At 71.7% G+C, this 20969-nt stretch carries 25 protein-coding genes; 2 read left to right on the forward strand and 23 right to left on the reverse strand.

The window, feature by feature from the left end; translation table 11 throughout:
• Nucleotides 1-156: 156 nt before the first annotated feature.
• Nucleotides 157-996, forward strand: a complete 840-nt coding sequence (locus PV341_RS03445; RefSeq protein ID WP_500325706.1) for a sulfurtransferase — start codon at nt 157-159, stop codon at nt 994-996.
• Nucleotides 997-1021: 25 nt separating this feature from the next.
• Here PV341_RS03445 and PV341_RS03450 read toward each other — a convergent pair whose 3' ends face one another.
• The 5 genes from PV341_RS03450 to rpsB all read right to left on the reverse strand — a co-directional run bounded on the left by PV341_RS03450 (nt 1022) and on the right by rpsB (nt 5628).
• A complete protein-coding gene (locus tag PV341_RS03450; protein ID WP_500325704.1) occupies nt 1022-2023 on the reverse strand; it encodes a phosphatidate cytidylyltransferase in 1002 nt (333 codons plus the stop codon).
• 118 nt (nt 2024-2141) lie between these two features.
• Nucleotides 2142-2699, reverse strand: a complete 558-nt coding sequence (gene frr, locus PV341_RS03455; protein WP_319140848.1) for a ribosome recycling factor — start codon at nt 2697-2699, stop codon at nt 2142-2144.
• A 134-nt stretch (nt 2700-2833) separates the two neighbouring features.
• Nucleotides 2834-3598: a UMP kinase gene (gene pyrH / locus PV341_RS03460; RefSeq protein WP_499514239.1), complete on the reverse strand. Its 765-nt coding sequence runs from the start codon at nt 3596-3598 to the stop codon at nt 2834-2836.
• A 160-nt stretch (nt 3599-3758) separates the two neighbouring features.
• A complete protein-coding gene (gene tsf / locus PV341_RS03465) occupies nt 3759-4595 on the reverse strand; it encodes a translation elongation factor Ts (protein ID WP_500325702.1) in 837 nt (278 codons plus the stop codon).
• A 115-nt stretch (nt 4596-4710) separates the two neighbouring features.
• A complete protein-coding gene (gene rpsB / locus PV341_RS03470) occupies nt 4711-5628 on the reverse strand; it encodes a 30S ribosomal protein S2 (RefSeq protein ID WP_500325700.1) in 918 nt (305 codons plus the stop codon).
• 285 nt (nt 5629-5913) lie between these two features.
• On the opposite strand from rpsB, the gene PV341_RS03475 reads away from it, so the two are divergent.
• Complete coding sequence (locus PV341_RS03475) at nt 5914-6561, forward strand: murein hydrolase activator EnvC family protein (protein WP_500356663.1); 648 nt, start codon at nt 5914-5916, stop codon at nt 6559-6561.
• Here the strand turns inward: PV341_RS03475 and PV341_RS03480 are convergent.
• The 18 genes from PV341_RS03480 to proS all read right to left on the reverse strand — a co-directional run bounded on the left by PV341_RS03480 (nt 6530) and on the right by proS (nt 20761).
• The gene (locus tag PV341_RS03480) at nt 6530-7087 is read right to left on the reverse strand and encodes a TetR/AcrR family transcriptional regulator (protein WP_500325864.1); all 558 of its coding nucleotides are present in this window, start codon (nt 7085-7087) and stop codon (nt 6530-6532) included. The genes PV341_RS03475 and PV341_RS03480 overlap by 32 nt on opposite strands.
• 80 nt (nt 7088-7167) lie before the next feature.
• Nucleotides 7168-8004 carry an RNA polymerase sigma factor WhiG gene (gene whiG, locus PV341_RS03485; protein ID WP_500325696.1) on the reverse strand — a complete coding sequence of 279 codons (837 nt, stop codon included), beginning with the start codon at nt 8002-8004 and terminating at the stop codon, nt 7168-7170.
• A gap of 165 nt (nt 8005-8169) precedes the next feature.
• Nucleotides 8170-9417 carry a DNA-processing protein DprA gene (gene dprA, locus PV341_RS03490; RefSeq protein WP_500356665.1) on the reverse strand — a complete coding sequence of 416 codons (1248 nt, stop codon included), beginning with the start codon at nt 9415-9417 and terminating at the stop codon, nt 8170-8172.
• The gene (locus PV341_RS03495) at nt 9414-11024 is read right to left on the reverse strand and encodes a YifB family Mg chelatase-like AAA ATPase (protein WP_500356667.1); all 1611 of its coding nucleotides are present in this window, start codon (nt 11022-11024) and stop codon (nt 9414-9416) included. The genes dprA and PV341_RS03495 overlap by 4 nt, the downstream gene beginning before the upstream one ends.
• Nucleotides 11024-11395: a YraN family protein gene (locus PV341_RS03500; RefSeq protein WP_499514232.1), complete on the reverse strand. Its 372-nt coding sequence runs from the start codon at nt 11393-11395 to the stop codon at nt 11024-11026. The genes PV341_RS03495 and PV341_RS03500 overlap by 1 nt, the downstream gene beginning before the upstream one ends.
• A gap of 92 nt (nt 11396-11487) precedes the next feature.
• On the reverse strand, nt 11488-11814 hold the full coding sequence (locus PV341_RS03505; RefSeq protein ID WP_018562949.1) for a DUF2469 domain-containing protein: 327 nt from the start codon (nt 11812-11814) through the stop codon (nt 11488-11490).
• Between the two features lie 39 nt (nt 11815-11853).
• Entirely contained in the window at nt 11854-12333 is a 480-nt protein-coding gene (locus tag PV341_RS03510) for an NUDIX hydrolase (RefSeq protein ID WP_500325690.1), read from the reverse strand.
• Between the two features lie 2 nt (nt 12334-12335).
• Entirely contained in the window at nt 12336-13100 is a 765-nt protein-coding gene (lepB, locus tag PV341_RS03515) for a signal peptidase I (RefSeq protein WP_500325688.1), read from the reverse strand.
• Nucleotides 13101-13143: 43 nt separating this feature from the next.
• Nucleotides 13144-13896: a signal peptidase I gene (gene lepB / locus PV341_RS03520; protein WP_500325863.1), complete on the reverse strand. Its 753-nt coding sequence runs from the start codon at nt 13894-13896 to the stop codon at nt 13144-13146.
• Nucleotides 13897-13957: 61 nt separating this feature from the next.
• Nucleotides 13958-15082 (reverse strand): signal peptidase I, encoded by a 1125-nt coding sequence (lepB, locus tag PV341_RS03525; RefSeq protein ID WP_500356669.1) that lies wholly within the window; start codon nt 15080-15082, stop codon nt 13958-13960.
• Nucleotides 15075-15713 carry a signal peptidase I gene (gene lepB / locus PV341_RS03530; RefSeq protein ID WP_500356671.1) on the reverse strand — a complete coding sequence of 213 codons (639 nt, stop codon included), beginning with the start codon at nt 15711-15713 and terminating at the stop codon, nt 15075-15077. The genes lepB (PV341_RS03525) and lepB (PV341_RS03530) overlap by 8 nt, the downstream gene beginning before the upstream one ends.
• Before the next feature lie 41 nt (nt 15714-15754).
• On the reverse strand, nt 15755-16105 hold the full coding sequence (rplS, locus tag PV341_RS03535; RefSeq protein ID WP_105869103.1) for a 50S ribosomal protein L19: 351 nt from the start codon (nt 16103-16105) through the stop codon (nt 15755-15757).
• 133 nt (nt 16106-16238) lie between these two features.
• Complete coding sequence (trmD, locus tag PV341_RS03540) at nt 16239-17048, reverse strand: tRNA (guanosine(37)-N1)-methyltransferase TrmD (protein WP_500325682.1); 810 nt, start codon at nt 17046-17048, stop codon at nt 16239-16241.
• Nucleotides 17049-17052: 4 nt separating this feature from the next.
• Nucleotides 17053-17577: a ribosome maturation factor RimM gene (rimM, locus tag PV341_RS03545; RefSeq protein ID WP_500325681.1), complete on the reverse strand. Its 525-nt coding sequence runs from the start codon at nt 17575-17577 to the stop codon at nt 17053-17055.
• 91 nt (nt 17578-17668) lie between these two features.
• Nucleotides 17669-17908: an RNA-binding protein gene (locus PV341_RS03550; protein WP_450395265.1), complete on the reverse strand. Its 240-nt coding sequence runs from the start codon at nt 17906-17908 to the stop codon at nt 17669-17671.
• A gap of 2 nt (nt 17909-17910) precedes the next feature.
• The gene (gene rpsP, locus PV341_RS03555) at nt 17911-18342 is read right to left on the reverse strand and encodes a 30S ribosomal protein S16 (protein ID WP_499514225.1); all 432 of its coding nucleotides are present in this window, start codon (nt 18340-18342) and stop codon (nt 17911-17913) included.
• A 225-nt stretch (nt 18343-18567) separates the two neighbouring features.
• Entirely contained in the window at nt 18568-19158 is a 591-nt protein-coding gene (locus tag PV341_RS03560; RefSeq protein ID WP_499514224.1) for a hypothetical protein, read from the reverse strand.
• Between the two features lie 190 nt (nt 19159-19348).
• Nucleotides 19349-20761: a proline--tRNA ligase gene (gene proS, locus PV341_RS03565; protein WP_500325676.1), complete on the reverse strand. Its 1413-nt coding sequence runs from the start codon at nt 20759-20761 to the stop codon at nt 19349-19351.
• Between the last annotated feature and the right edge of the window lie 208 nt (nt 20762-20969).

Raw genomic sequence — 20969 nt, forward strand, 5'->3', positions numbered from 1 at the left:
CCGACCGCCGACCAGCGTCACGGGCCACCGCACCGTGCGACCGACGTCACGACGAGCGGCGACAGCGCAGGTCAGGGAGGGGTGTCGGGCGCAGCGGCAGACCGCCGCACGCAGGGCCGGCTTCCCGGCCCGGCCGGGCTGCGCCAGGATGGGCCGGTGAACACGATCATCAGCGCCGCGGAGCTCGCCACCGCCCTGCGCGACGGTACCGCCCCCGTGCTCCTGGACGTCCGCTACGAGCGCGGGGGCCCGTCCGGGCACGCGGCGTACGAGGCAGGTCACATCGCGGGCGCGGTGTACGTCGACCTGGAGGCGGAACTCGTCGGGCCGGCGGGCCCGGCCGGCCGGCATCCACTGCCGGACGCCGGGGTGTTCGCGGCGGCGATGCGGCGGGCCGGGGTGCGCAGGGGCAGCCGGGTCGTCGTCCACGACGGCGGCCAGGGCTGGGCCGCGGCACGGGCCTGGTGGACGCTGCGATGGGCGGGCCACGACGACGTACGCGTGCTGGACGGCGGACTGCCCGCCTGGACGGCCGGCGGCGGCGGACTGACCACACAGGCCACCGCACCGGACCCCGGCGACTTCGAGGCCGTACCGGGCGCGCTGCCGGTGCTGAGCGCCGACGACGCTGCGGCGCTGGCCCGTACGGGGGTGCTGCTGGACGCGCGGGCGGCCGAGCGCTACCGGGGCGAGGTCGAGCCGCTGGATCCGGTGGGCGGTCACATCCCGGGGGCCGTGTCGGCTCCGACGTCCGGGAACGTCACCGCCGACGGCACCTTCCGTCCCGCCCGCGAACTGGCCGGCCGTTTCGCCGCCCTGGGGGTCACGGCGGACGGCGGCAGGGTCGGCGTGTACTGCGGTTCGGGGGTCTCGGCCGCGCAGCAGGTGCTGGCCCTGGCCGTCGCAGGGATCGACGCCGCGCTGTACGTCGGCTCGTGGAGCGAGTGGAGCGCGGACCCCGCCCGGCCCGTGGCGACGGGGTCGCAGCCGGGCTGAGCTGCTGACGGCCGGCTTGGGGGGGTCAGCCCGAGCCGACGAAGACGACCAGCAGCAGCCACACCACGGGGGCGGTCGGCAGCAGCGAGTCGAGGCGGTCCATGATGCCGCCGTGGCCGGGCAGCAGCTTGCCCATGTCCTTGATGCCGAGGTCCCGCTTGATCATGGACTCGCCGAGGTCGCCGAGGGTCGCGCTGGCGGCCACCGCGAGGCCCAGCAGCAGACCCTGCCACCACCGGCCGTCGTCGATCAGGAACTGCATGGACAGGGCCCCCGCCGCCATCGCGAAGGCGATCGCGCCGACCAGGCCCTCACGGGTCTTGCCGGGGCTGATGCGGGGAGCGAGCTTGTGCGTGCCGAAGCGCCAACCGACGGCGTAGGCACCGGTGTCGCTGATCACCGTGAGCAGCAGGAAGACGAAGACCCGCCACGGGCCGTCGCCCGCCGCGAGCATCATCACCACGAACGTGGCAAGGAACGGCACGTAGAAGGCGGCGAACACGCCCGCCGTGACGTCGCGGAGGTAGTTCTCCGGAGGCTCCGTCATGCGCCACACCAGTACGGCGAGCGCGGTGAGCGCCATCGCCACCCACGCGCCCTCGGCACCGCGCACGTAGCCCGCGACGACCATGGCGGCGCCGCCGACGGCGAGCGGCACCAGGGGAGCCCGGATCTCCTTGCGCTCGGCCAGGCGCGAGGTGAGCTCCCACAGGCCCACCACGACCGCTGCGGCGACGACGCCCACGAAGACAGCCTTGACGATGAAGAGCGAGGCGATGATGACGACCCCAAGGCCGACACCCACGCCTATCGCGGCGCGCAGGTTGCGCCCCGCGCTCTTCTTCGCCCGGCCGCCGTTCCCACCCGCTGCCGAGGGCTGCGGCACGGAACGGTCGGGCCGGGCGGAGTGCCGCTCCGGTTCGGGGGCGTCGTCGCGGAACAAGGGGCCGCCCATCCGGGTGGCCCCTTCATCCTCGCCTCCCCAGGAACCGGCATGTGGCGAGGGCCCCCAAGAAGAGTCGTTCACGGAGTTTCGCCTCGCGTTTTCGTCCGGTCCGGGTCGGTCGGATGGTGGGTGGGTGGGTGGATGAGTCGCTCAGCCGCGGGCCTGCGGCGCCGAGGGTCCGGTCCGGCGGTGTGCCGGATCAGACCTCCAGCAGCTCGGCTTCCTTGTGCTTGAGCAGCTCGTCGACCTGCGCCACGTACTTGTGGGTCGTGTCGTCGAGCTCCTTCTCCGCGCGGCGCACCTCGTCCTCGCCCGTCTCGCCGTCCTTGACGAGCTTGTCGAGGGTCTCCTTGGCCTTGCGGCGCACGCTGCGGATCGAGATCCGCGCGTCCTCCGCCTTGCCGCGGGCGACCTTGATGTACTCCTTGCGCCGCTCCTCGGTGAGCTGCGGGAAGACCACCCGGATGATACGGCCGTCGTTGGTCGGGTTGACGCCCAGGTCCGAATCCCGGATCGCCTGCTCGATGTTGCGCAGCGCCGAGTTGTCGAACGGGGTGATCACGGCCATCCGCGCCTCGGGCACCGCGAAGGAGGCGAGCTGGTTGATCGGGGTCGGGGCACCGTAGTAGTCCGCCACGATCTTGTTGAACATCGCCGGGTGGGCGCGGCCGGTGCGGATCGCGGCGAAGTCCTCCTTGGCGACGACGACGGCCTTCTCCATCTTCTCCTCGGCTTCGAGGAGGGTCTCTTCAATCACCATGTGCTCCTGGTATTCAGAAGGCAGAGCCTCGGCCCTTGCGCGCGTCTTTCCTGCACGGTGTCCGACCGGCAGCGTCTTGTCCATCCCCGTTCCGGGCGGATCGCAGGCCGGATTGCGGCCGGCGCCGTCCGTCAGCGGGCGCCCGTGTCGTTGACGAGCGTGCCGATCTTCTCACCCTTCACGGCCCGCGCGATGTTGCCCTCCGCGAGCAGCTCGAAGACGAGGATCGGGAGCTTGTTGTCCTGGCACAGCGTGATCGCCGTCAGGTCCGCGACGCGCAGGTCGCGGGCGATGACGTCGGCGTACTCCAGGGCGTCGAACATCACCGCGTCGGGGTTCGAGCGGGGGTCGGCGTCGTAGACCCCGTCGACCCCGTTCTTGCCCATCAGCAGCGCCTCGGCGTGGATCTCCAGGGCGCGCTGCGCGGCGGTGGTGTCGGTGGAGAAGTACGGCATGCCCATACCGGCGCCGAAGATCACCACGCGGCCCTTCTCCAGGTGGCGCACGGCGCGCAGCGGGATGTAGGGCTCGGCGACCTGGCCCATGGTGATCGCCGTCTGCACCCGCGACTGGATGCCCTCCTTCTCCAGGAAGTCCTGGAGGGCGAGGCAGTTCATGACCGTGCCGAGCATGCCCATGTAGTCGGAGCGGGCCCGGTCCATGCCGCGCTGCTGGAGTTCGGCACCGCGGAAGAAGTTGCCTCCGCCGATGACGACGGCGATCTCGTAGCCATCGCGGACGACGGCGGCGATCTCGCGGGCCATCGTGTGCACGACGTCGGGGTCGACTCCGAGTCCCCCTCCGCCGGCGAAGGCCTCGCCGGAGAGCTTGAGCAGGTACCGGCCCTTGTGGGTGCTGCCGGTGGCGGTGGGTGCCTTGTCGGCGTCCTGTTCCATGGAGATCTCCTCGTGCACGTACGAAGAAGGCCATTGCCGAGGGTCCGTGATGGTTCCCTGTGGGCAATGGCCTCCTCGTCACAACTGCGGCCTGCCGGTGAGCGGCCGGCTGCGTACGACCCTAGCGGGGCCGTCGGTCAATCGCTTGCGCGGTGGTCGCTCAGACGCCGACGCGGAAGCGGGCGAAGCGCTTGAGCGAGACGCCGGCCTCGTCCAGGACCTTCTGGACGGTCTTCTTGTTGTCCTTGGCGAAGGCCTGCTCGAGAACGACGTTCTCCTTGAAGAAGCCGTTGACGCGACCCTCGACGATCTTCGTCAGGGCGGCCTCGGGCTTGCCCTCCTCGCGGGCGGTGGCCTCGGCGACGCGACGCTCGTTCTCGACGGTCTCGGCGGGCACCTCCTCGCGGGACAGGAAGGTGGGGGCGAAGGCGGCGATGTGCTGCGCGACGTCCTTGGCGACCTGGGCGTCGGCCTTGTCCAGCTCGACCAGGACACCGACCTGCGGGGGCAGGTCCGGGCTGGTGCGGTGCAGGTAGGAGGCGACGTAGCCGTCGGTGAACTGGGCGAAGCGGTCCAGGACGATCTTCTCGCCGAGGGTGGCGTTGGCCTCGTCGACGAAGGCCTGGACGGTCTGGCCGTCCTTGATCTCGGAGGCGAGCAGCGCCTCCAGGTCGGCCGGCTTGCTGGCGGCGACGTGGGCGGCGAGGGCGTCGGCGGCGGCGATGAACTTGTCGCCCTTGGCGACGAAGTCGGTCTCGCACTTGAGCTCGACGAGGACACCCTCGCTGTTGTCACCGGCGATCAGGGACACGACGGCGCCGTTGGAGGCGGAGCGGCCCTCGCGCTTGGTGACGCCCTTCTGGCCCTTGACGCGGAGGATCTCGACGGCCTTGTCCAGGTCGCCCTCGGCCTCCTCGAGCGCCTTCTTGCAGTCCATCATGCCCGCGGCGGTCAGCTCGCGGAGCTTCTTGACGTCGGCGGCGGTGAAGTTCGCCATGGTCTGTCAGTCTCTTCTCGGAAGTCGGTGGATCCGGTGAGCGGTGGTTCTACGGACGAACGGCGGGGGCCGGAGCCCCCGCCGTCCTCACACGCATCGGAAGGCGGGCTGAGGCTCAGGCCTGCTCGGCGTCGGCGGCGGGCGCCTCGGCGGTCTCGGCAGCCGGCGCGGCCTCGGCGGCGGGCGCCTCAGCGGCCTCGGCGGCAGGCGCCTCAGCGGCCTCGGCAGCCGGAGCAGCCTCGGCGGCGGTCTCCTCGGCCTTCGCCTTGTCGCCCTCGAGCAGCTCGCGCTCCCAGGCGGCCAGCGGCTCGCCCTCGGCCTTGTCACCGGCGGTGGCGGCACCGGAGCGGGCGATGAGGCCCTCGGCGACGGCGTCGGCGATCACACGGGTCAGCAGGGTGACGGAGCGGATCGCGTCGTCGTTGCCCGGGATCTTGTAGTCGACCTCGTCGGGGTCGCAGTTGGTGTCGAGGATCGCGACGACCGGGATGCGGAGCTTGCGCGCCTCACCGACGGCGATGTGCTCCTTCTTGGTGTCCACGATCCAGACGGCGCTCGGCACCTTCTGCATCTCGCGGATGCCGCCCAGGGTCTTCTCCAGCTTCTCCTTCTCACGGGAGAGGACCAGGAGCTCCTTCTTGGTGAGGCCGGAGGCGGCCACGTCCTCGAAGTCGATCTCCTCGAGCTCCTTCAGGCGCTGCAGGCGCTTGTAGACGGTCGAGAAGTTGGTGAGCATGCCGCCCAGCCAGCGCTGGTTCACGTAGGGCATGCCGACGCGGGTCGCCTGCTCGGCGATGGCCTCCTGGGCCTGCTTCTTCGTACCGACGAAGAGGATGGTGCCGCCGTGTGCGACGGTCTCCTTGACGAACTCGTAGGCGCGGTCGATGTACGACAGCGACTGGAGCAGGTCGATGATGTAGATGCCGTTGCGCTCGGTGAAGATGAAGCGCTTCATCTTCGGGTTCCAGCGGCGGGTCTGGTGCCCGAAGTGGACGCCGCTCTCCAGCAGCTCCCGCATCGTGACGACGGCCATGGCCGTACTCCTAGGGGTACTCGGTTTTCGCGGTCGCCGGACGGCGGCCGCGCCTGACGCCCCGAACGCGCCGTGCCACGAGGGACCGAGGAGCGCGTCCACCGCTCGCTGTAGGGCGGTGGCGGGGCGTGCGAAGTCGACCCGGTGACCCGGATCGCCATGGAAAGTGTACGGGACCGCCGGAGCGGCGGGCGACAGCGTGCCTGGGGGCGGGGGCCGTACGAGGTTGTCCACAGGCCGCTTCCATGATCATCCGGCGACGACGGAACACGTCACCGTTGGACCATGAGGACATACGCGGTGGTGGTGTTGGCGGTACTGACGTGGCTCGGGGGGCTCGTGCACCCGGTGGGGGCCGGTGCCCGGACGCCGGTCGTCCCGGCCGGCGGGGGCACGGACCGGGCCTGGCCGGTGGATCCGTCCGGCGGGGGCCGGCGACCGGTCGTGGAGCGGGGGTTCGATCCGCCCGCGGTGCCGTGGGCGGCGGGGCACCGCGGGGTGGACCTGCGCGCGGGGCCCGGCGCACCGGTGCGCGCGGCGGCGCCCGGCAGGGTGTCGTACGCCGGTCAGGTGGCGGGGCGCGGGGTCGTGGCGATCGAGCTCGCCGGCGGGCTGCGCATCACGTACCAGCCGGTGCGGGCCTCGGTCGCGGTGGGCGACGAGGTCGGAGCGGGGCAGGAGGTGGGGGTGCTCTCGGAAGGCCCGTGGCACTGCCCCGGTGGCTGCCTGCACTGGGGGCTGCTGCGCGGGGAGGTCTACCTCGACCCGCTGTCGCTGCTGCCGGACGGGATGCTGCGCGGCGGGCCGTCGCGACTCCTGCCGGTCTTCGGGGTGCCCTTGCCGGAAGGGGTGGCCGGAACGGTGGCCGGTGCGATCGAGGCGCTCGGGAAGGTCCCGCCGGTCAGCCCAGGACGCCGCGCAGGGCCATGGTGACGGCCGCGTCGGCGATGGCGTCCGGCTCCTCGGCGGCGCCGAGTTCGATCCGGCGGACCGCGGAGTCGACGATGCCCTGGAGCAGCATCGCGGTGAGCCTCGGCTCATGGTGGCCGAGCCCGGCGAGCGCCTCGACGACCATGGCGACCAGACCACCGTGGGCGGCGCGGATCTTCTCACGGGCGCCCGAGTCGAGTTCGCCCGCGGAGATCGCGACCACGGCCCGGTGCCGGCGGTCACCGACGAGCGTGAGCTGGCTGCGGACGTACGCCTCGATCTTGGCTTCGGCGGTGGGGGCGGCCTCCATGGCCGCCTCGACCTCGGCCGCCCAGACGGGGAAGTCGACGGCGCACAGCTCCTCGACGACTGCGGCCCGGGAGCGGAAGTACTCGTAGACGGAGGACCGGGCGAGCCCGGTGCGCTCCGCGAGGGCGGGGAAGGTCAGGGCCTCCGTCCCGCCTTCGGAGAGCAGACTGCGCGCGGCGTCCAGCAGGGCGTCACGCTGCATCGACCGGTGCTCGGCCACCGAGGCCGCTCGAATCTTGGGCACCTCACCACTGTACGGAAGCGGCGCTGTCATCGGGCGCACCCGTGGGCAAAGCGGCGTCAACGGCCGACGTCGGCCAGTTTCGCGCGCAATTGCAGAACGGATTTGGTGTGGATCTGGCTGACCCTGCTCTCGGTGACCCCGAGCACCTGGCCGATCTCCGCGAGGGTGAGCCCCTCGTAGTAGTAGAGGGTGACCACGGTCTTCTCGCGCTCGGGCAGCGTGTTGACGGCGCGGGCCAGCAGGCGGCGCAGCTCGCGGTCCTCGGCGACCTCGACGGGGTTGTCGGCGCCGGTGTCCTCCAGGGTGTCGACCAGGGTGAGCCGGTCGCCGCCGTCGGTGCCCGCGTGGAGCAGTTCCTCCAGGGCGACGACGTTGGCCAGGGAGAGCTGGCTGAAGACGCCGTGCAGCTCCTCCAGGGCGATGCCCATCTCGGCGGCGACCTCGGACTCGGTCGGGGTGCGCCGCAGGGAGGCCTCGAGGGTGGCGTAGGCGCGCTCCACCGCGCGGGCCTTCTGGCGCACCGAGCGCGGGATCCAGTCCAGGGCGCGCAGCTCGTCGATCATGGCCCCGCGGATCCTGGTGATCGCGTAGGTCTCGAACTTGATCGCGCGCTCTGGGTCGAACTTCTCGATGGCGTCGATGAGCCCGAAGACCCCGGAGGAGACGAAGTCCGCCTGTTCCACGTTGGCCGGCAGGCCGACGCTCACGCGTCCCGCGACGTACTTCACCAGGGGTGAGTAGTGCAGGATCAGCTGCTCGCGCAGGCGTGCGTCCCCCGTGGACTTGTAGGTCCGCCACAGCGCGTCGAGCGAGGTGGGGGCGGGCGGCCGGGGGTTTCCGGTGACGGCGGTCGCCGCCGTGCTGCCTTCGTGCCCGGGAGTGTGCCGGTGCATGCGTCGATCTGAGCCGTTCTGCGTGACCTGAGGGACGGGCGGGACTCGAACCTCCTTGAGCGTAGCGTGACCATACCGTCGCTCAGGGCGACGTTCGGGCGTCCCCATAACCTCGCCATCCAGGGGGTCCCAGGTCAAGAACCGTCCTGTCACCTGATGGTGTGTTCACCGGGAGAGCGTGTCGGCTTGGCCACCTCCCTCTGCCGTGGGAGCCGTGGGAGCCGCCTCACGGCCTTGCGACAACTTCCAGCGCGGGCCGTCCCGTTCGACGAAACCGAGGGCGTGCAGCTCATGGAGCCTGGTCAGGGTGTCGTCGGGGGTGCTCGCGGCGGCGACCGCGAGCTCCGCTACGCCGGCCCCGCCCCGGGCGGGCAGGGCCTCCAGGACCCGGGCGGCCGCGGACGGGAGCAGATCCCGCGGCAGGACCGGCCCGCGGCGCTCGGGCGCGAGGTCCCCGCCGATGCGGCCGACGAGTTCGATGACGTCGGCGGCGCCGGTGACCAGGACCCCCTCGGCGCGCAGCAGCTCGTGGACCCCTTGGGACAGCGCCGAGGTGCAGGGTCCCGGCACGCCCATGACGAAACGGCCCAGCTTGCGGGCCCGGCGGGCGGTGATCAGGGAGCCGCTGCGGTACTGGGCCTCGATGACGACGGTGCCCCGGGTGAGGGCGGCGATCACGCGGTTGCGGAGCACGAAGCGGCTGCGGGTGGGATGCGATCCGGGTGGCAATTCACCGATGAGCAGCCCCTGTTCGGCGATGCGTCCGATCAACTCGGCATGACCCGGCGGATACGGCACGTCCACTCCGGAGGCGACGACCCCCACGGTCGCCCCCGTCACGGACAGCGCTCCCCGGTGCGCGGCGCCGTCGACGCCGTAGGCGGCCCCGGAGACGGTGACCCAGCCGGCCTCCGCCAGGTCGGCGCCGAGGGACGCCGCCATGTGGGAGCCGTAGTCGGTGCAGGCGCGGGCGCCCACGACGGCGACCGACCGCAGCGCCCACATCCGCAGCGAGGCGCCGCCGCGCACCCACAGTCCGTACGGGCGCTCGCCGCCCAGGTCGTCGAGCTGCCGCGGCCAGTCCGGGTCACCGGGGCACACGAAACGGGCCCCCATGGCCCGGGCCGCCGTCAGATCCCGCTCCGGCCGGGTCCGGCGGGCCCGCAGGGCGTATCCGGCCGCCCGCTGCTCGCCCGCACCGGGCAGCTCTTCACCGGCGGTGAGGGCCCGTACGGTCTCGACGGGGCCGAGCTCCCGCAGCCAGGCGTCGACGAGTCCGTCGCCGGGATCGGCGATCCGCGTCACGGCGGCGCGGGCCAGACGCTCCTCGGGCGTCGGTGGCGGCTCCTCCTCCAAGCCCGGCCCGGCGTCCCCGTCCGTGTCCGTGTCCGTGCCGGGCGGCATCTGCGTCATCGCGCGGCCCCCGTCGCCGCCGCCATACCGCGGCGCACACCGGTGCGCAGCTCCAGGGCGCGCTCCATGTCGACGCCGTCGGGCCGGTCACGGCCCGCGAGGTCGGCGACCGTCCAGGCCACCCGCAGGACCCGGTCGAGTCCCCGCGCGGTGAGGAGCCCGCGCTCCATGTCCCGCTCCGCGGAACGCAGGGCTCCGGGCGCCATGGCCCAGCGGGTGCGCAACTCATGTCCGGGGACCTCGCTGTTGAGCCGCCACGGGGTGTCCGCGTACCGGGCGGCGGCGCGCTCGCGGGCCTCCCGCACCCGCGTGGCGACCACCGCGGTGGCCTCCGCGGAGCCGACGCCCCCGATCAGTTCGGAGCGGCTGACGGCCTCCACCTCGACCCGCACATCAACCCTGTCCAGGAGGGGCCCCGAGAGCCGCCCCTGGTAGCGGCGGATCATGCTCGGCGTGCAGTCGCACGTCCCGCCGGGTGAGCCGTACCGCCCGCAGGGACAGGGGTTGGCGGCGAGGACGAGCAGGAACCGCGCGGGAAGGCGGACGACTCCGGCCGCCCTGGCGATCACCACGTGGCCGGACTCCAGGGGCTGACGCAGCGCGTCGAGGGCCTGGCCATTGAATTCGGGTGCTTCGTCCAGAAAAAGCACACCTTTGTGGGAGAGCGAGACGGCACCCGGCCGCGGCAGCCCGTTTCCGCCGCCGACCAGGGACTGCATGGTCGCCGAGTGGTGCGGCGCGCAGTACGGCGGCTGGTCCACCATGTGCCGGCCCGGCGGCAGCATCCCGGCGACCGAGTGGACGGCGGTGACCTCCACCGCCTCCTGCCGGGTGAGCGGCGGCAGCAGCCCGGGCAGCCGCTCGGCCAGCATCGTCTTGCCAGCGCCCGGCGGCCCCTTCAGATAGATGTGGTGACCGCCGGCGGCGGCGACCTCCAGGGCGGTCCTGGCGGTGCCCTGCCCTGCGACCTCGGCCAGATCCGGGGTGCCGGTGTCGGCGAGCCCCGTGCCGTGGCCGGCGCCCGGCAGGGTCAGGCCGGCCAGCATCGGGTCCGGCCTCCCGTCGGCGGGCTCCTCGTCCTCCTCCGGGGCGAGCTCGTCGTTGAGCAGTGCGATCAGCTGCCGCAGGCTGCGGACCCCGAGCACGGAGACCCCCGGTACGAGCGAGGCCTCGGCGACCGTGCGCTCGGGGACCACGACGTGGCGGTACCCGGCGTCGGCGGCGGCGAGGACCGCGGGCAGCACCCCGCGGACCGGGCGGACCCGGCCGTCGAGGCCGAGCTCGCCGATCATCATCAGGTCGGCGATGTCGCGCGGGGCGACGCGGTCGTTCGCGGCGAGGACGGCGCACGCGACCGCCAGGTCGAAGCCGCTGCCACCCTTGGGGACGGAGGCCGGGCTGAGGCCGACGGTGAGCTTCTTCTGCGGCCAGGTCTCGCCACTGTTCACGATGGCGGCGCGGACCCGGTCGCGGCTCTCGCTCAGGCTCTTGTCCGGCAGCCCCACCAGCGTGAACGCCGCCACCCCCGCCTCCAGGTCCGCCTGGACCTCGACGACGACGCCCTCCACACCCAGCAGCGCCACCGAACACGTCCGGGCGAAGCCCATCACTCCACCCCCCGCACGTGCTCGACGCGGGCGGCGCCCCGGGGCGGCAGCACCACACCGACCACGTCGATCCGCACCCCGCCCGGCGGCGGTCCGCCGTGGTCGGCGAGCCAGCATTCGGCGAGCAGCCGCAGCCGCTCCGCCTTGCGCGGGGTGACGGCGGCCATCGGGTGCTCACCGCAGGACTCCGCGCGCGACTTCACCTCGCACACCACGAGCGCGTCGCCGTCCGCCGCCACGATGTCGATCTCGCCGTGCCGTTCGCGGTGCCTGCACCGCCAGTTCCGCTCCAGCACGGTCATCCCGGCCTCGGTCAGAGACCGTGCCGCCAGTTCCTCGCCGTAGCGTCCGAAAGCTCCTCGGGCGTTCATCGGTACCACCTCCGTCACTCACTGTGAGGGAGGTGGTGCCCGAGAGATGATCTTGATCGGGGCCTGTGGACAACCCGCCGGCCCCGGCCGGCTCAGCCGTTGAAGCCGGAGTCGTCCGAGGGCAGGTCGAGGTCCGCCTTGTTCAGCTCCTCGATGTTCACGTCCTTGAACGTCAGCACGCGCACCTGCTTCACGAAGCGCGCCGGCCGGTACATGTCCCACACCCACGCGTCGGCCATGGAGACCTCGAAGAACACCTCGCCCTGGACCGAGTGCACCTGCATCTCGTAGTCGTTGGTGAGGTAGAAACGACGCTCCGTCTCGATCACGTACTTGAACAGGCCGACGACATCCCGGTACTCCCTGTAGAGCTTCAGCTCCATCTCGGTCTCGTACTTCTCGAGGTCCTCGGCGCTCATGGCATGTTCCCCTTCAGCCGTACGTCCCCCCATTGTGCGTCAGTCACGCTCCGTCCCCAGGTGAATCGGGGACAATGGGGGACCTTCGTCGAGCAATGCGCGCAGCAGCTCGGCGAGCCTGGTCGGGTACACCGTCTCATGCGAGGCGAGCAGTTCCTCACAGGTCCACCATCGCAGGCCGTCGACGCTGCGCTGCTCCAGCTCGGTGAGACCGGCCGTGTGCACCCGGACGTCGTCGGTGCGGGCCAGGTAGTACCACTCGTCCTGCTCCCAGCGCCGGCCGTCGAAGTCGAAGGCGCACGAGCGCTCCCACAGCACCGGCCCGAGCAGGGCCGTGGTGATCCCGGTCTCCTCCGCGAGCTCGCGGCGCGCCGCGACGTCCAGGCTCTCGCCCTCCTCGACACCGCCGCCCGGGGTGAACCACCAGGTGACGGACGGGTCGTCCGGCTCGTACCCGTGGAGCAGCAGGATCCGGTCGGAGGGGTCCAGGAGGACGACCCGGGCCGCGCGCCGTCGCATCGTTATCGCGCCGCCCTCCGCCGCCGGGCCCGGTCCGCAACCGGGCCGTAGGCCGCACCAGCGAAGATCAGGACCACGCCGGCCGCGAGCGCCACGCCCACCGTGCGCAGCGGCCCGGGGCCGGAGGGCCCGTCGCCCGGCAGTGCGGCGAACGCGCCGGTCCTGGCGACCACGCCCGCGCGGCCGAGCGGCCAGGCCACACCGTCGACCCGCGCGGACACCGTGCTGCGCGGCACGGAGCCGTTGTCGGCGTCGCCGAGGCGGAAGCGGGAGTCCTCGGACGTCGCCCGGTTGTCGCCCATCATGAACAGGTTGTCTCGGGGAACGGTGGCCGAGAAGGAGGTCGGCGACGCCGGGCCCTCGGGGTCGAGCCGGAACGGCTCGTCGACCGGCTTGCCGTCGACCGTGAGCCGTCCCTGCTTGTCGCAGCAGGCCACCTTGTCACCGCCGACCGCCACGACCCGCTTCACCATGGGGACGTCGCCCCACAGCGGGTCGGTGAAGACCACGATGTCCCCGCGCCGCACATCGGAGCCGTCGATCCGCTGGGCGAGGATCTTGTCGCCCGCGTCGACGGTCGGGGTCATGGATCCGGTGGGGACGGTGTACGGCTGGTAGACCAGCGCACCCCAGACGAAACCGCCGAGGAACAGCACGCAGCCGAGGGCGACGGCCAGACCGGAGACTATCCGTCCGGTCCGCCCGCCGCCCTGTTCGCCTGCTCGCCCCGTCGCCGTCCGCGTGCCCGTGCGTGTGCTCGTGCTCATGCGTCCGCACCCTACCCGGCGGTACGGACCGAGGGCAGCCCTCTCACCCGGCCCGGTTGATCAGACGGCGCCGCCGCCACAGCACCAGCGGGACCGCACCGGCCAGTCCGCCCGCGGCCGGCAGACCCGCGGCCGGCAGACCCGCGGCCGCCGCGTTGATGCCGGGCTGGTCGAAGGTGCTGGGCACGGGGAGGGTGGACCAGTTGCTGATCGGCCAGGCCACGACGACCGCGCGGCCGACGACCTCGTCCACGGAGACCGTGCCGTTGCCCGGCAGGTTCTGGTGGTAACGGGAGTCCAGGGAGTCCTGCCGGTGGTCGCCCATCACCCAGATGCGGCCGTCCGGGACCTTGATCGGGCCGAAGGGACGGTCACCGCAGGGGGTGTTCCCCGGGTAGATGTACGGCTCGTCCAGCGCCTTGCCGTTCACCTTGACCGGGCCGGTGCCCTTGCACTCCACCGTGTCCCCGCCGACCGCGATGACTCGCTTGATCAGGTCCTTCTCCTCCGCGGACGGCATGAGGCCGACGAAGCTCAGACCCTTCTGGATCGCGTTCGTCACCGGGTTGGTGTCCACCGGGACGGTCTCGCCGAGCCAGCCGCCCGGGTCGTGGAAGACGACGACCTCGCCGCGCTCGGGCTCGGAGCCGAACCAGGGCGTGAGCTTGTCGACCAGGACCCGGTCGCCGATCCTCAGGGTGTTCTCCATCGACGCCGAGGGGATGGAGAACGCCTGCAGCAGGAAGGTCTTGATCAGCCAGGCCAGCGCGAGCGCGATGACGATCAGCAGCGGCAGTTCCTTCCAGAACGAACGTTGCTGCTGCTTCTTGCCCGCGTCGCCGTCACGGCCCTTCGTGTCACTCGCCTCTTCGGAGGTTTCCGCGCCCGCGTCCGGGCCTTTCTTTCCGAGCGGCGCCTCGCCGTCGCCCGCCGAGCCGCCCGACGTGGGGTCCCGATCCTCCGGCTCTCCGCGTCCGGACCTTGCGCCGACCACCAGGTCCCCCACATCCACTCCTTACTCCGCTTGCTGCGCGCTGCCGCCCGCGCCATATGCGGCGCAAGCCCACCACCCCCATAACGAGCGGGAGTTCCGCAGGAGTCGGGAGCGGGGTCATTCCTTGCCGATTGTTGGATGTTGCCACTCCCGGGCCCGCCCTCGCGGCAGACGCGCCCGAACCCCCCGGCGCGGCGACGCCGGAGTACGTCGCCGGTTCCTGCAGCCCCGCCCAGTGCCCCATCGGCCAGGCCACGGCGAAGGCCCTGCCCACCACCAGGTTCTCCGGCACGGTGCCGTCGCCGGCGTCCTTGAGGTGGAAGCGGGAGTCCGCGGAGTTGGACCGGTGGTCACCCATCACGAAGAGCCGGTTCGGCGGGACCTTGACCGTGAACTTGATCTCCGACGGCGGATTGCCCGGATGGATGTAGGGCTCGTCCAGCGGGGTCCCGTTGACGGTGATCTTCCCCTGGGCGTCGCAGCACTTCACCGTGTCGCCGCCGACCGCGACCACCCGCTTGATCAGGTCCTGCTCGTCCGCGGACGGCAGCAGCCCGATGAAGGTGAAGAACTCCTTGACCTGCTTCACGACCACCGGGTCCTCGCCGGACTGGGCCTGCTCGCCCTCCAGCCAGTTGCCGGGGTCCTTGAACACCACCACGTCGCCGCGCTGCGGCCGGGAGCCGAACCACGGCGTGAGCTTGTCGACGACGACGCGGTCCCCGATCCTGATCGTCTGCTCCATCGAGCCCGACGGGATGACGAAGGCCTGCAGCAGGAAGGTCTTGAGCACCAGCGCGATCAGCAGCGCGACCCCGATGAGCAGGGGTATCTCCCTGGCCGCGGAACGACGCCGCCTGCGCTTGACCTTCCGCGCCAGCTTGCGCCGCTCGGCCCGGCCGCCGCCCCTGCGCGGGCCCGCCGGCTCCTCTCCCAGGTACTCGGCACGGCTCGGCTGGCCGGCGTTCGCCCGCCCGCGGCTACCCATGGGCGCCGTCCAGGGAGCGGCGGCGGCCCAGCGGCCAGAAGGTCGCCTCGGCCCGGCCGATCACCTTGTCCACCGGAACGGTGCCCCCTCCGGGGTCGCCCAGATGGTCACGGGAATCGCGGCTGTCGGCACGGTGGTCACCCATCACCCACAGCCTCCCCTTCGGAACCTCGATGTCGAACGCTACCCGGGACGGCGTGTCCCCGGGGTAAAGATAGGTCTCGTCCAGCGGGCGCCCGTTGACGGTGATCCTGCCCCGCTCGTCGCAGCAGGTCACCCGGTCCCCACCGACACCGATGACCCGCTTGACGTAGTCGCTCCCGCCGGAGTCCTGGACGAACGATCCCTCGCCGTCGAACACCACGACATCGCCTCTGGCGGGCGCCTCGCCGAAACGGTACGCCAGTTTGTTGACCAGCACGCGGTCCCCTGCCCGCAGGGTGTTCTCCATCGACCCGCTGGGGATCTCGAAGGGCTGGGCCACGAAGACGTTGACCAGCGCGACCACGGCGGCGGCCGCCACGGCGAGCAGCGCATACCGCTGTGTACGTACGCCGAAGCGCGACCGCTCATCCCGCTGTTCGGCGGGATCGGCGCGGTCGCGCTCCGGGAGGTGTACCCCTGTGTCCATCAGGCGCAGAGCCTATAGGGCCCCGCATGTGCCGGGCGGACTCAGTTGTCGCGCTTCTCCTTGATCTTCGCGGCCTTGCCGCGCAGCTCACGGAGGTAGTACAGCTTGGCGCGACGCACGTCACCGCGGGTCACGAGCTCGATCTTCTCGAAGATCGGGCTGTGCACCGGGAAGGTACGCTCGACGCCGACGCTGAAGGAGACCTTGCGGACCGTGAAGGTCTCACGGACGCCGGCGCCCTGGCGACGGATGACAACGCCCTTGAACTGCTGGATACGGGAGCGGTTGCCCTCGATCACGCGGACGTGGACGTTGACGGTGTCACCGGGGCGGAAGGCCGGGACGTCGCTGCGCAGCGACGCGGCGTCGACGGAGTCGAGCAGGTGGGACATGTTCGTCTGCTTTCTTCGCCCATGCCACAGGTCATCGGCGGGAGTAGTGGTGGTGATCCGACCGCCTCCGCGTCGGACGGGCGTCATGTCCCCCTGTGGCAGGGGCGCACGCCGGACGCAAGGCAGCAGCCGCCTATTCTTCCACGGACTCCGGGAGTCGCCCAAATCGGCCGTCCTCGCCCTGCACCCAGCCGAGGGCCGCGAGCATCGCGCGGTCCTTCTTGTCCAGGGCCGCCGGGTCGCAACGCTCGATCAGGTCGGGGCGGTTCTGCGTCGTACGGCGGAAGGCCTCGTCGCGGCGCCAGCGGGCGACCTTGCCGTGGTGGCCGCTGAGCAGCACCTCCGGCACTCCGCGGTCGCGCCAGACCGGGGGCTTGGTGAAGACCGGGCCCTCCAGCAGGTCGGCCATGGCACCGGGGGCGAAGGAGTCGTCGCGGTGCGACTCGGCGTTGCCCAGCACGCCCGGCAGGAGCCGGGCCACGGCCTCCACCATCACCAGCACCGGGGCCTCGCCGCCGGCCAGGACGTAGTCGCCGATGGAGACCTCGCGGACGTCCAGCCGCTCGCCGTACTCCTCGATGACCCGCCGGTCGATGCCCTCGTACCGGGCCGGGGTGAAGACCAGCCAGGGCTTCGCGGACAGCTCGACCGCGAGCTCCTGGGTGAAGGGGCGGCCGCTCGGGGTGGGGACCACCAGCACGGGATCGCCCTCCCCCGACTCCAGGACCGTGTCCAGGGCCTCGCCCCACGGCTCGGGCTTCATGACCATGCCCGGGCCACCGCCGTACGGGGTGTCGTCGACCGTGTTGTGCCGGTCGTGGGTCCACCGGCGCAGGTCGTGGACGCGCACGTCCAGCTGACCGCGCGCCCGGGCCTTGCCGACCAGGGAGACGTTCAGCGGCTCCAGGTACTCGGGGAAGATCGTGACGACGTCGATGCGCATGGGCCTACTGCTCCGCCTCGGCCTCGTCCAGCAGGCCGGGCGGGGGCGTGATGACCGCGCGCTGCTGCTCCAGGTCGATCTCGGGGACGATCTCGGCGACGAAGGGCACCATGACCTCGCTGCCGTCCGGCCGTTCGACGACCAGCAGGTCGTGGTACGGCAGGTGGGAGATCTCCTTGATCCGGCCGACCTCGGTCCCGTCGGCGGTGACCACGTCGAGGTCGACCAGCTGGTGGTCGTAGAACTCCTCGGGGTCCTCCGGCGTCTCGTCCGGGTCGACGTCGGCGATCAGCAGGACGTTGCGCAGCGCCTCGGCACCGGTGCGGTCCTTCACGCCGGCGAAGCGCAGCATCAGCCGGCCGCTGTGCACCCGGCCCGTCTCGACGGTGAGCGGGCCGGCCGACGCCGGGTCCGTGACGAGCACGGCGCCCGGGGCGAGCCGCAGTTCCGGCTCGTCGGTGCGCACCTCCACCGAGACCTCGCCCTTGATGCCATGGGCGCGACCGATGCGTCCCACTACCAGCTGCACTTGATCGCGCTCCTGTGCTCACGTGTCGGATACGGCCACGGGCCGGGGGCGGCCCAAGTGCCACCCCCGGCCCGTGCCGGTGCTGCGTACCTCAGCGGACGTGGTCCACGTCGACGAGGTCGACGCGGACACCGCGTCCGCCGATCGCGCCCACGACCGTGCGCAGGGCGCGGGCGGTGCGGCCGTTGCGGCCGATCACCTTGCCGAGGTCGTCGGGGTGCACCCGGACCTCCAGGACCTTCCCCCGACGCAGGGTGCGCTCGGCGACCTGCACGTCGTCGGGGTTGTCGACGATCCCCTTGACCAGGTGTTCGAGGGCCTCCTCGAGCACGATCAGGCCTCGGTCGACTCGGCCGCCTCGGCGGCCTCGTCCTTCTTGTCGGACTTCTTCGCCTTCTGGGTGATGGCCTCGCCCTTGGACCCGTCACCGGCGTCCTTGGCGGCGGCCTCGAAGAGGGCGCGCTTGTCGGCCTTGGGCTCGGCGACCAGGAGCGGGGCCGGGGCCGGCTCGCCCTTGTACTTCTGCCAGTCGCCGGTCTTCTTCAGGATGGCGAGCACGGGCTCGGTCGGCTGCGCGCCGACACCCAGCCAGTACGCGACGCGCTCGGCGTTGACCTCGATGCGCGACGGGTTCTGCACGGGGTGGTACAGACCGATCTCCTCGATGGCCCGGCCGTCACGGCGGGTACGGGAGTCGGCGACGACGATGCGGTAGTGAGGCGAACGGATCTTGCCCAGACGCTTCAGCTTGATCTTGACTGCCACGGGAGTGGGTTCTCCTGGAGTTGACGTGGTTGGGCAGGCCGGACCACCACGTGGGGTTGTGGAGCCGGTTGCCCGACGGACGCGTCAGCCGAAGGAGAGAGGGGTCCTGCACGGCTGCCGAGTGCTCAGCTGACCATTCTGCCATACGGCGGGCATGCCGCCGCACGCCGGTGACCCCACCGGCGCCGTCCCCCGTACGGTGCCGCCCCCATGCGCGGCGGGCGCTCACGCGACCGCCGCGGCCTCCGGAATCCGGAACGGCGTACCGCACGCCCCGCAGACGATCGGCGCCTGCGCGAGGACGGACGGCACGACCCGGACGTTGCGCCCGCAGTCGCAGACCGCCTTCACCCGTACGCCTCCGCCCGAGGACCCGTGCCGGGCGGCGGGCCCGCGGAAACTGCGGGCGGTGTCGGCGGCGGTCGCCACGGTGTGCGCTCTGAGCGCGCGCTGCAGGCGGTCGATCGTCGCCCGGTAGCGCTTCTTGGTGTCCGGGCGCAGCTGGACCAGGGAGAAGCCGCTGCTGGGGTGCGGCTCCTCGGAGTGGTCCAGGCCGAGCTCGTCGGCGATGGCCAGGAATCGACGGTTGTGGTAGCGACCTGCCCGCGAGGTGTCCCGGACGCCGCGCGCGGCGGCGACTCCGTGGACGGCCTCGTGCAGCAGGCGCTCGAAGGAGAGCTCCGTGCCGCACGCGGACGAGGACTCTCCGATCAGGGACTCGGGGGCGGCCAGGTCGGGCAGTTCGGGATGGTGCCGTTGAATGTCGGCCCATGCGACTGCCAGCTCGGCGGCGAGGACTGGTGGTGTCGTGCTCACGTCGTGACAACGAGCCGGGGGCGCCCTGTGTTCCGATACCGGGCCATCCCAAATATTTTGCACGTACTAGTCAGTTCCGGATGATGCGTACGGCTGAGGGCGGGTGCGGAGGACAGTGGAGAAGTCACGCACCCGCCTCAAGCGTGGACGTACTGCCGATTACGTACGTCGCTTTTCAGTCAGTTGACGGTCAGTATGCCCGCGCGACGATCGCCGCGGTACCCGGCGCGTCGTCCGTTTCCGGAACCTGCCCGTCCTCGGTCAGCAGGCAGCGCACGGACACGCCCTGCTCGGCCAGCCTGGCCTCGCCCTCCGGGCCGAGGTCGGCCCAGGGGATGCGGGCCCAGCCGGTGGCCGCGGCCTCGGCGGCCTCGGCGATCGTCTTGACGTCCACGGTGCGGGACTCGCGGCGCTCGCGGGACTGGCGCAGCAGCGTGGCCTGGTCCTCCTCCAGCACCTTGGGCACCAGCGCGGTCAGCTCGTCGATCGCCACCGGCTCCTTGCCCCCGGGGATGCGGCGGGCGAGCATCGCGGTGCCGTTCTCCAGGTCGCGCGGGCCGACCTCCACGCGGACGGGGACGCCCTTGAGCTCCCAGTCCACGGCGCGTCGGCCGAACGGGGTGTCGGTGCGCACGTCGACCTGGACGCGCACGCCGGCGGCCTTGAGCCGGTCGCCGATCTCGCGGACCTTGGCGACGACCGCGTCGTCGCCCTTGATCGCCAGGATGACGGCCTGCACCGGCGCCAGCCGCGGCGGCACGCGCAGTCCGTTGTCGTCGCCGTGGGACATGATCAGGCCGCCGACCATGCGGGTCGACACGCCCCAGGAGGTCTGCCAGACCAGCTCCTGCTGCCCCTCCTTCGACAGGTAGGAGGTGTTGAAGGCCTTGGCGAAGTTGGTGCCCAGCTCGTGGCTGGTGCCCAGCTGCAGCGCCTTGCCGTCGCCCATCATGCCCTCGAGGGTGAGGGTGTTGATGGCGCCGGCGAAGCGCTCGCGGGCGGTCTTGCGGCCGAGGACCACGTCGATGCCGAGGACGTCGGTCATGAAGTCCCCGTACACGTCGCGGTGGATCATCGCGGCGTAGTCGCGGGCGTCCTCGTAGGTGGCGTGCGCGGTGTGGCCCTCCTGCCACAGGAACTCACTCGTACGGAGGAAGAGCCGCGAGCGCATCTCCCAACGGACCACGTTGGCCCACTGGTTGATGAGCAGGGGCAGGTCGCGGTAGCTCTGCACCCACTTGGAGAAGTACTCGTTGATGATCGTCTCGGAGGTGGGCCGGACGACGACCGGCTCCTCCAGCTCCTTGCCGCCGCCGTGGGTGACCACGGCCAGCTCCGGCGCGAAGCCCTCGACGTGCTCGGCCTCCCGGGTCAGGTAGGACTGCGGGATGAAGAGCGGGAAGTACGCGTTCTGGGCGCCCGCCTCCTTGATCCGCGCGTCCATCTCCTGCTGCATCCGCTCCCACAGCGAGTACCCGTACGGCCGGATGACCATGGTGCCGCGCACCGGGCCGTTGTCGGCCAGCTCGGCCTTGTTGATCAGGTCCTGGTACCAGCGCGGGAAGTCGTCCGCCTGAGGTGTGAGTACGGGAGCCTTTGCCATGCCGCAGATGGTACGGGGACAGCGGCACCGGACGTGAATCGGCGGGGTCGGGAATCGGCCCAATCCTCACCTTCAAACCTCTGGACTACGGCCCGGAAGGGGAGTTGGCTGGCTCCGGGGGCATGCGCGGCGTGACGATGACGGTGCGCGGCGTAACCGGGGGGCGTACGAGGAAGGCTTTCGGCGAGACGGCGACGCGGCTGATTGG

The organism is Streptomyces sp. PA03-1a (assembly GCF_033792805.1).
Taxonomy (GTDB): Bacteria; Actinomycetota; Actinomycetes; order Streptomycetales; family Streptomycetaceae; genus Actinacidiphila.

Coding starts and splice junctions, on each gene's coding strand:
- PV341_RS03475 (WP_500356663.1), top strand. CDS start 5,914: ATGAGGACATACGCGGTGGTGGTGTTGGCGGTACTGACGTGGCTCGGG.
- whiG (WP_500325696.1), bottom strand. CDS start 8,004: ATGCACCGGCACACTCCCGGGCACGAAGGCAGCACGGCGGCGACCGCC.
- lepB (WP_500356669.1), bottom strand. CDS start 15,082: ATGGGTAGCCGCGGGCGGGCGAACGCCGGCCAGCCGAGCCGTGCCGAG.
- tsf (WP_500325702.1), bottom strand. CDS start 4,595: ATGGCGAACTTCACCGCCGCCGACGTCAAGAAGCTCCGCGAGCTGACC.
- pyrH (WP_499514239.1), bottom strand. CDS start 3,598: ATGGAACAGGACGCCGACAAGGCACCCACCGCCACCGGCAGCACCCAC.
- rpsB (WP_500325700.1), bottom strand. CDS start 5,628: ATGGCCGTCGTCACGATGCGGGAGCTGCTGGAGAGCGGCGTCCACTTC.
- lepB (WP_500325688.1), bottom strand. CDS start 13,100: ATGAGCACGAGCACACGCACGGGCACGCGGACGGCGACGGGGCGAGCA.
- lepB (WP_500356671.1), bottom strand. CDS start 15,713: ATGGACACAGGGGTACACCTCCCGGAGCGCGACCGCGCCGATCCCGCC.
- proS (WP_500325676.1), bottom strand. CDS start 20,761: ATGGCAAAGGCTCCCGTACTCACACCTCAGGCGGACGACTTCCCGCGC.
- PV341_RS03500 (WP_499514232.1), bottom strand. CDS start 11,395: ATGAACGCCCGAGGAGCTTTCGGACGCTACGGCGAGGAACTGGCGGCA.
- rplS (WP_105869103.1), bottom strand. CDS start 16,105: ATGTCCCACCTGCTCGACTCCGTCGACGCCGCGTCGCTGCGCAGCGAC.
- dprA (WP_500356665.1), bottom strand. CDS start 9,417: ATGACGCAGATGCCGCCCGGCACGGACACGGACACGGACGGGGACGCC.
- trmD (WP_500325682.1), bottom strand. CDS start 17,048: ATGCGCATCGACGTCGTCACGATCTTCCCCGAGTACCTGGAGCCGCTG.
- PV341_RS03495 (WP_500356667.1), bottom strand. CDS start 11,024: ATGGGCTTCGCCCGGACGTGTTCGGTGGCGCTGCTGGGTGTGGAGGGC.
- PV341_RS03510 (WP_500325690.1), bottom strand. CDS start 12,333: ATGCGACGGCGCGCGGCCCGGGTCGTCCTCCTGGACCCCTCCGACCGG.
- PV341_RS03505 (WP_018562949.1), bottom strand. CDS start 11,814: ATGAGCGCCGAGGACCTCGAGAAGTACGAGACCGAGATGGAGCTGAAG.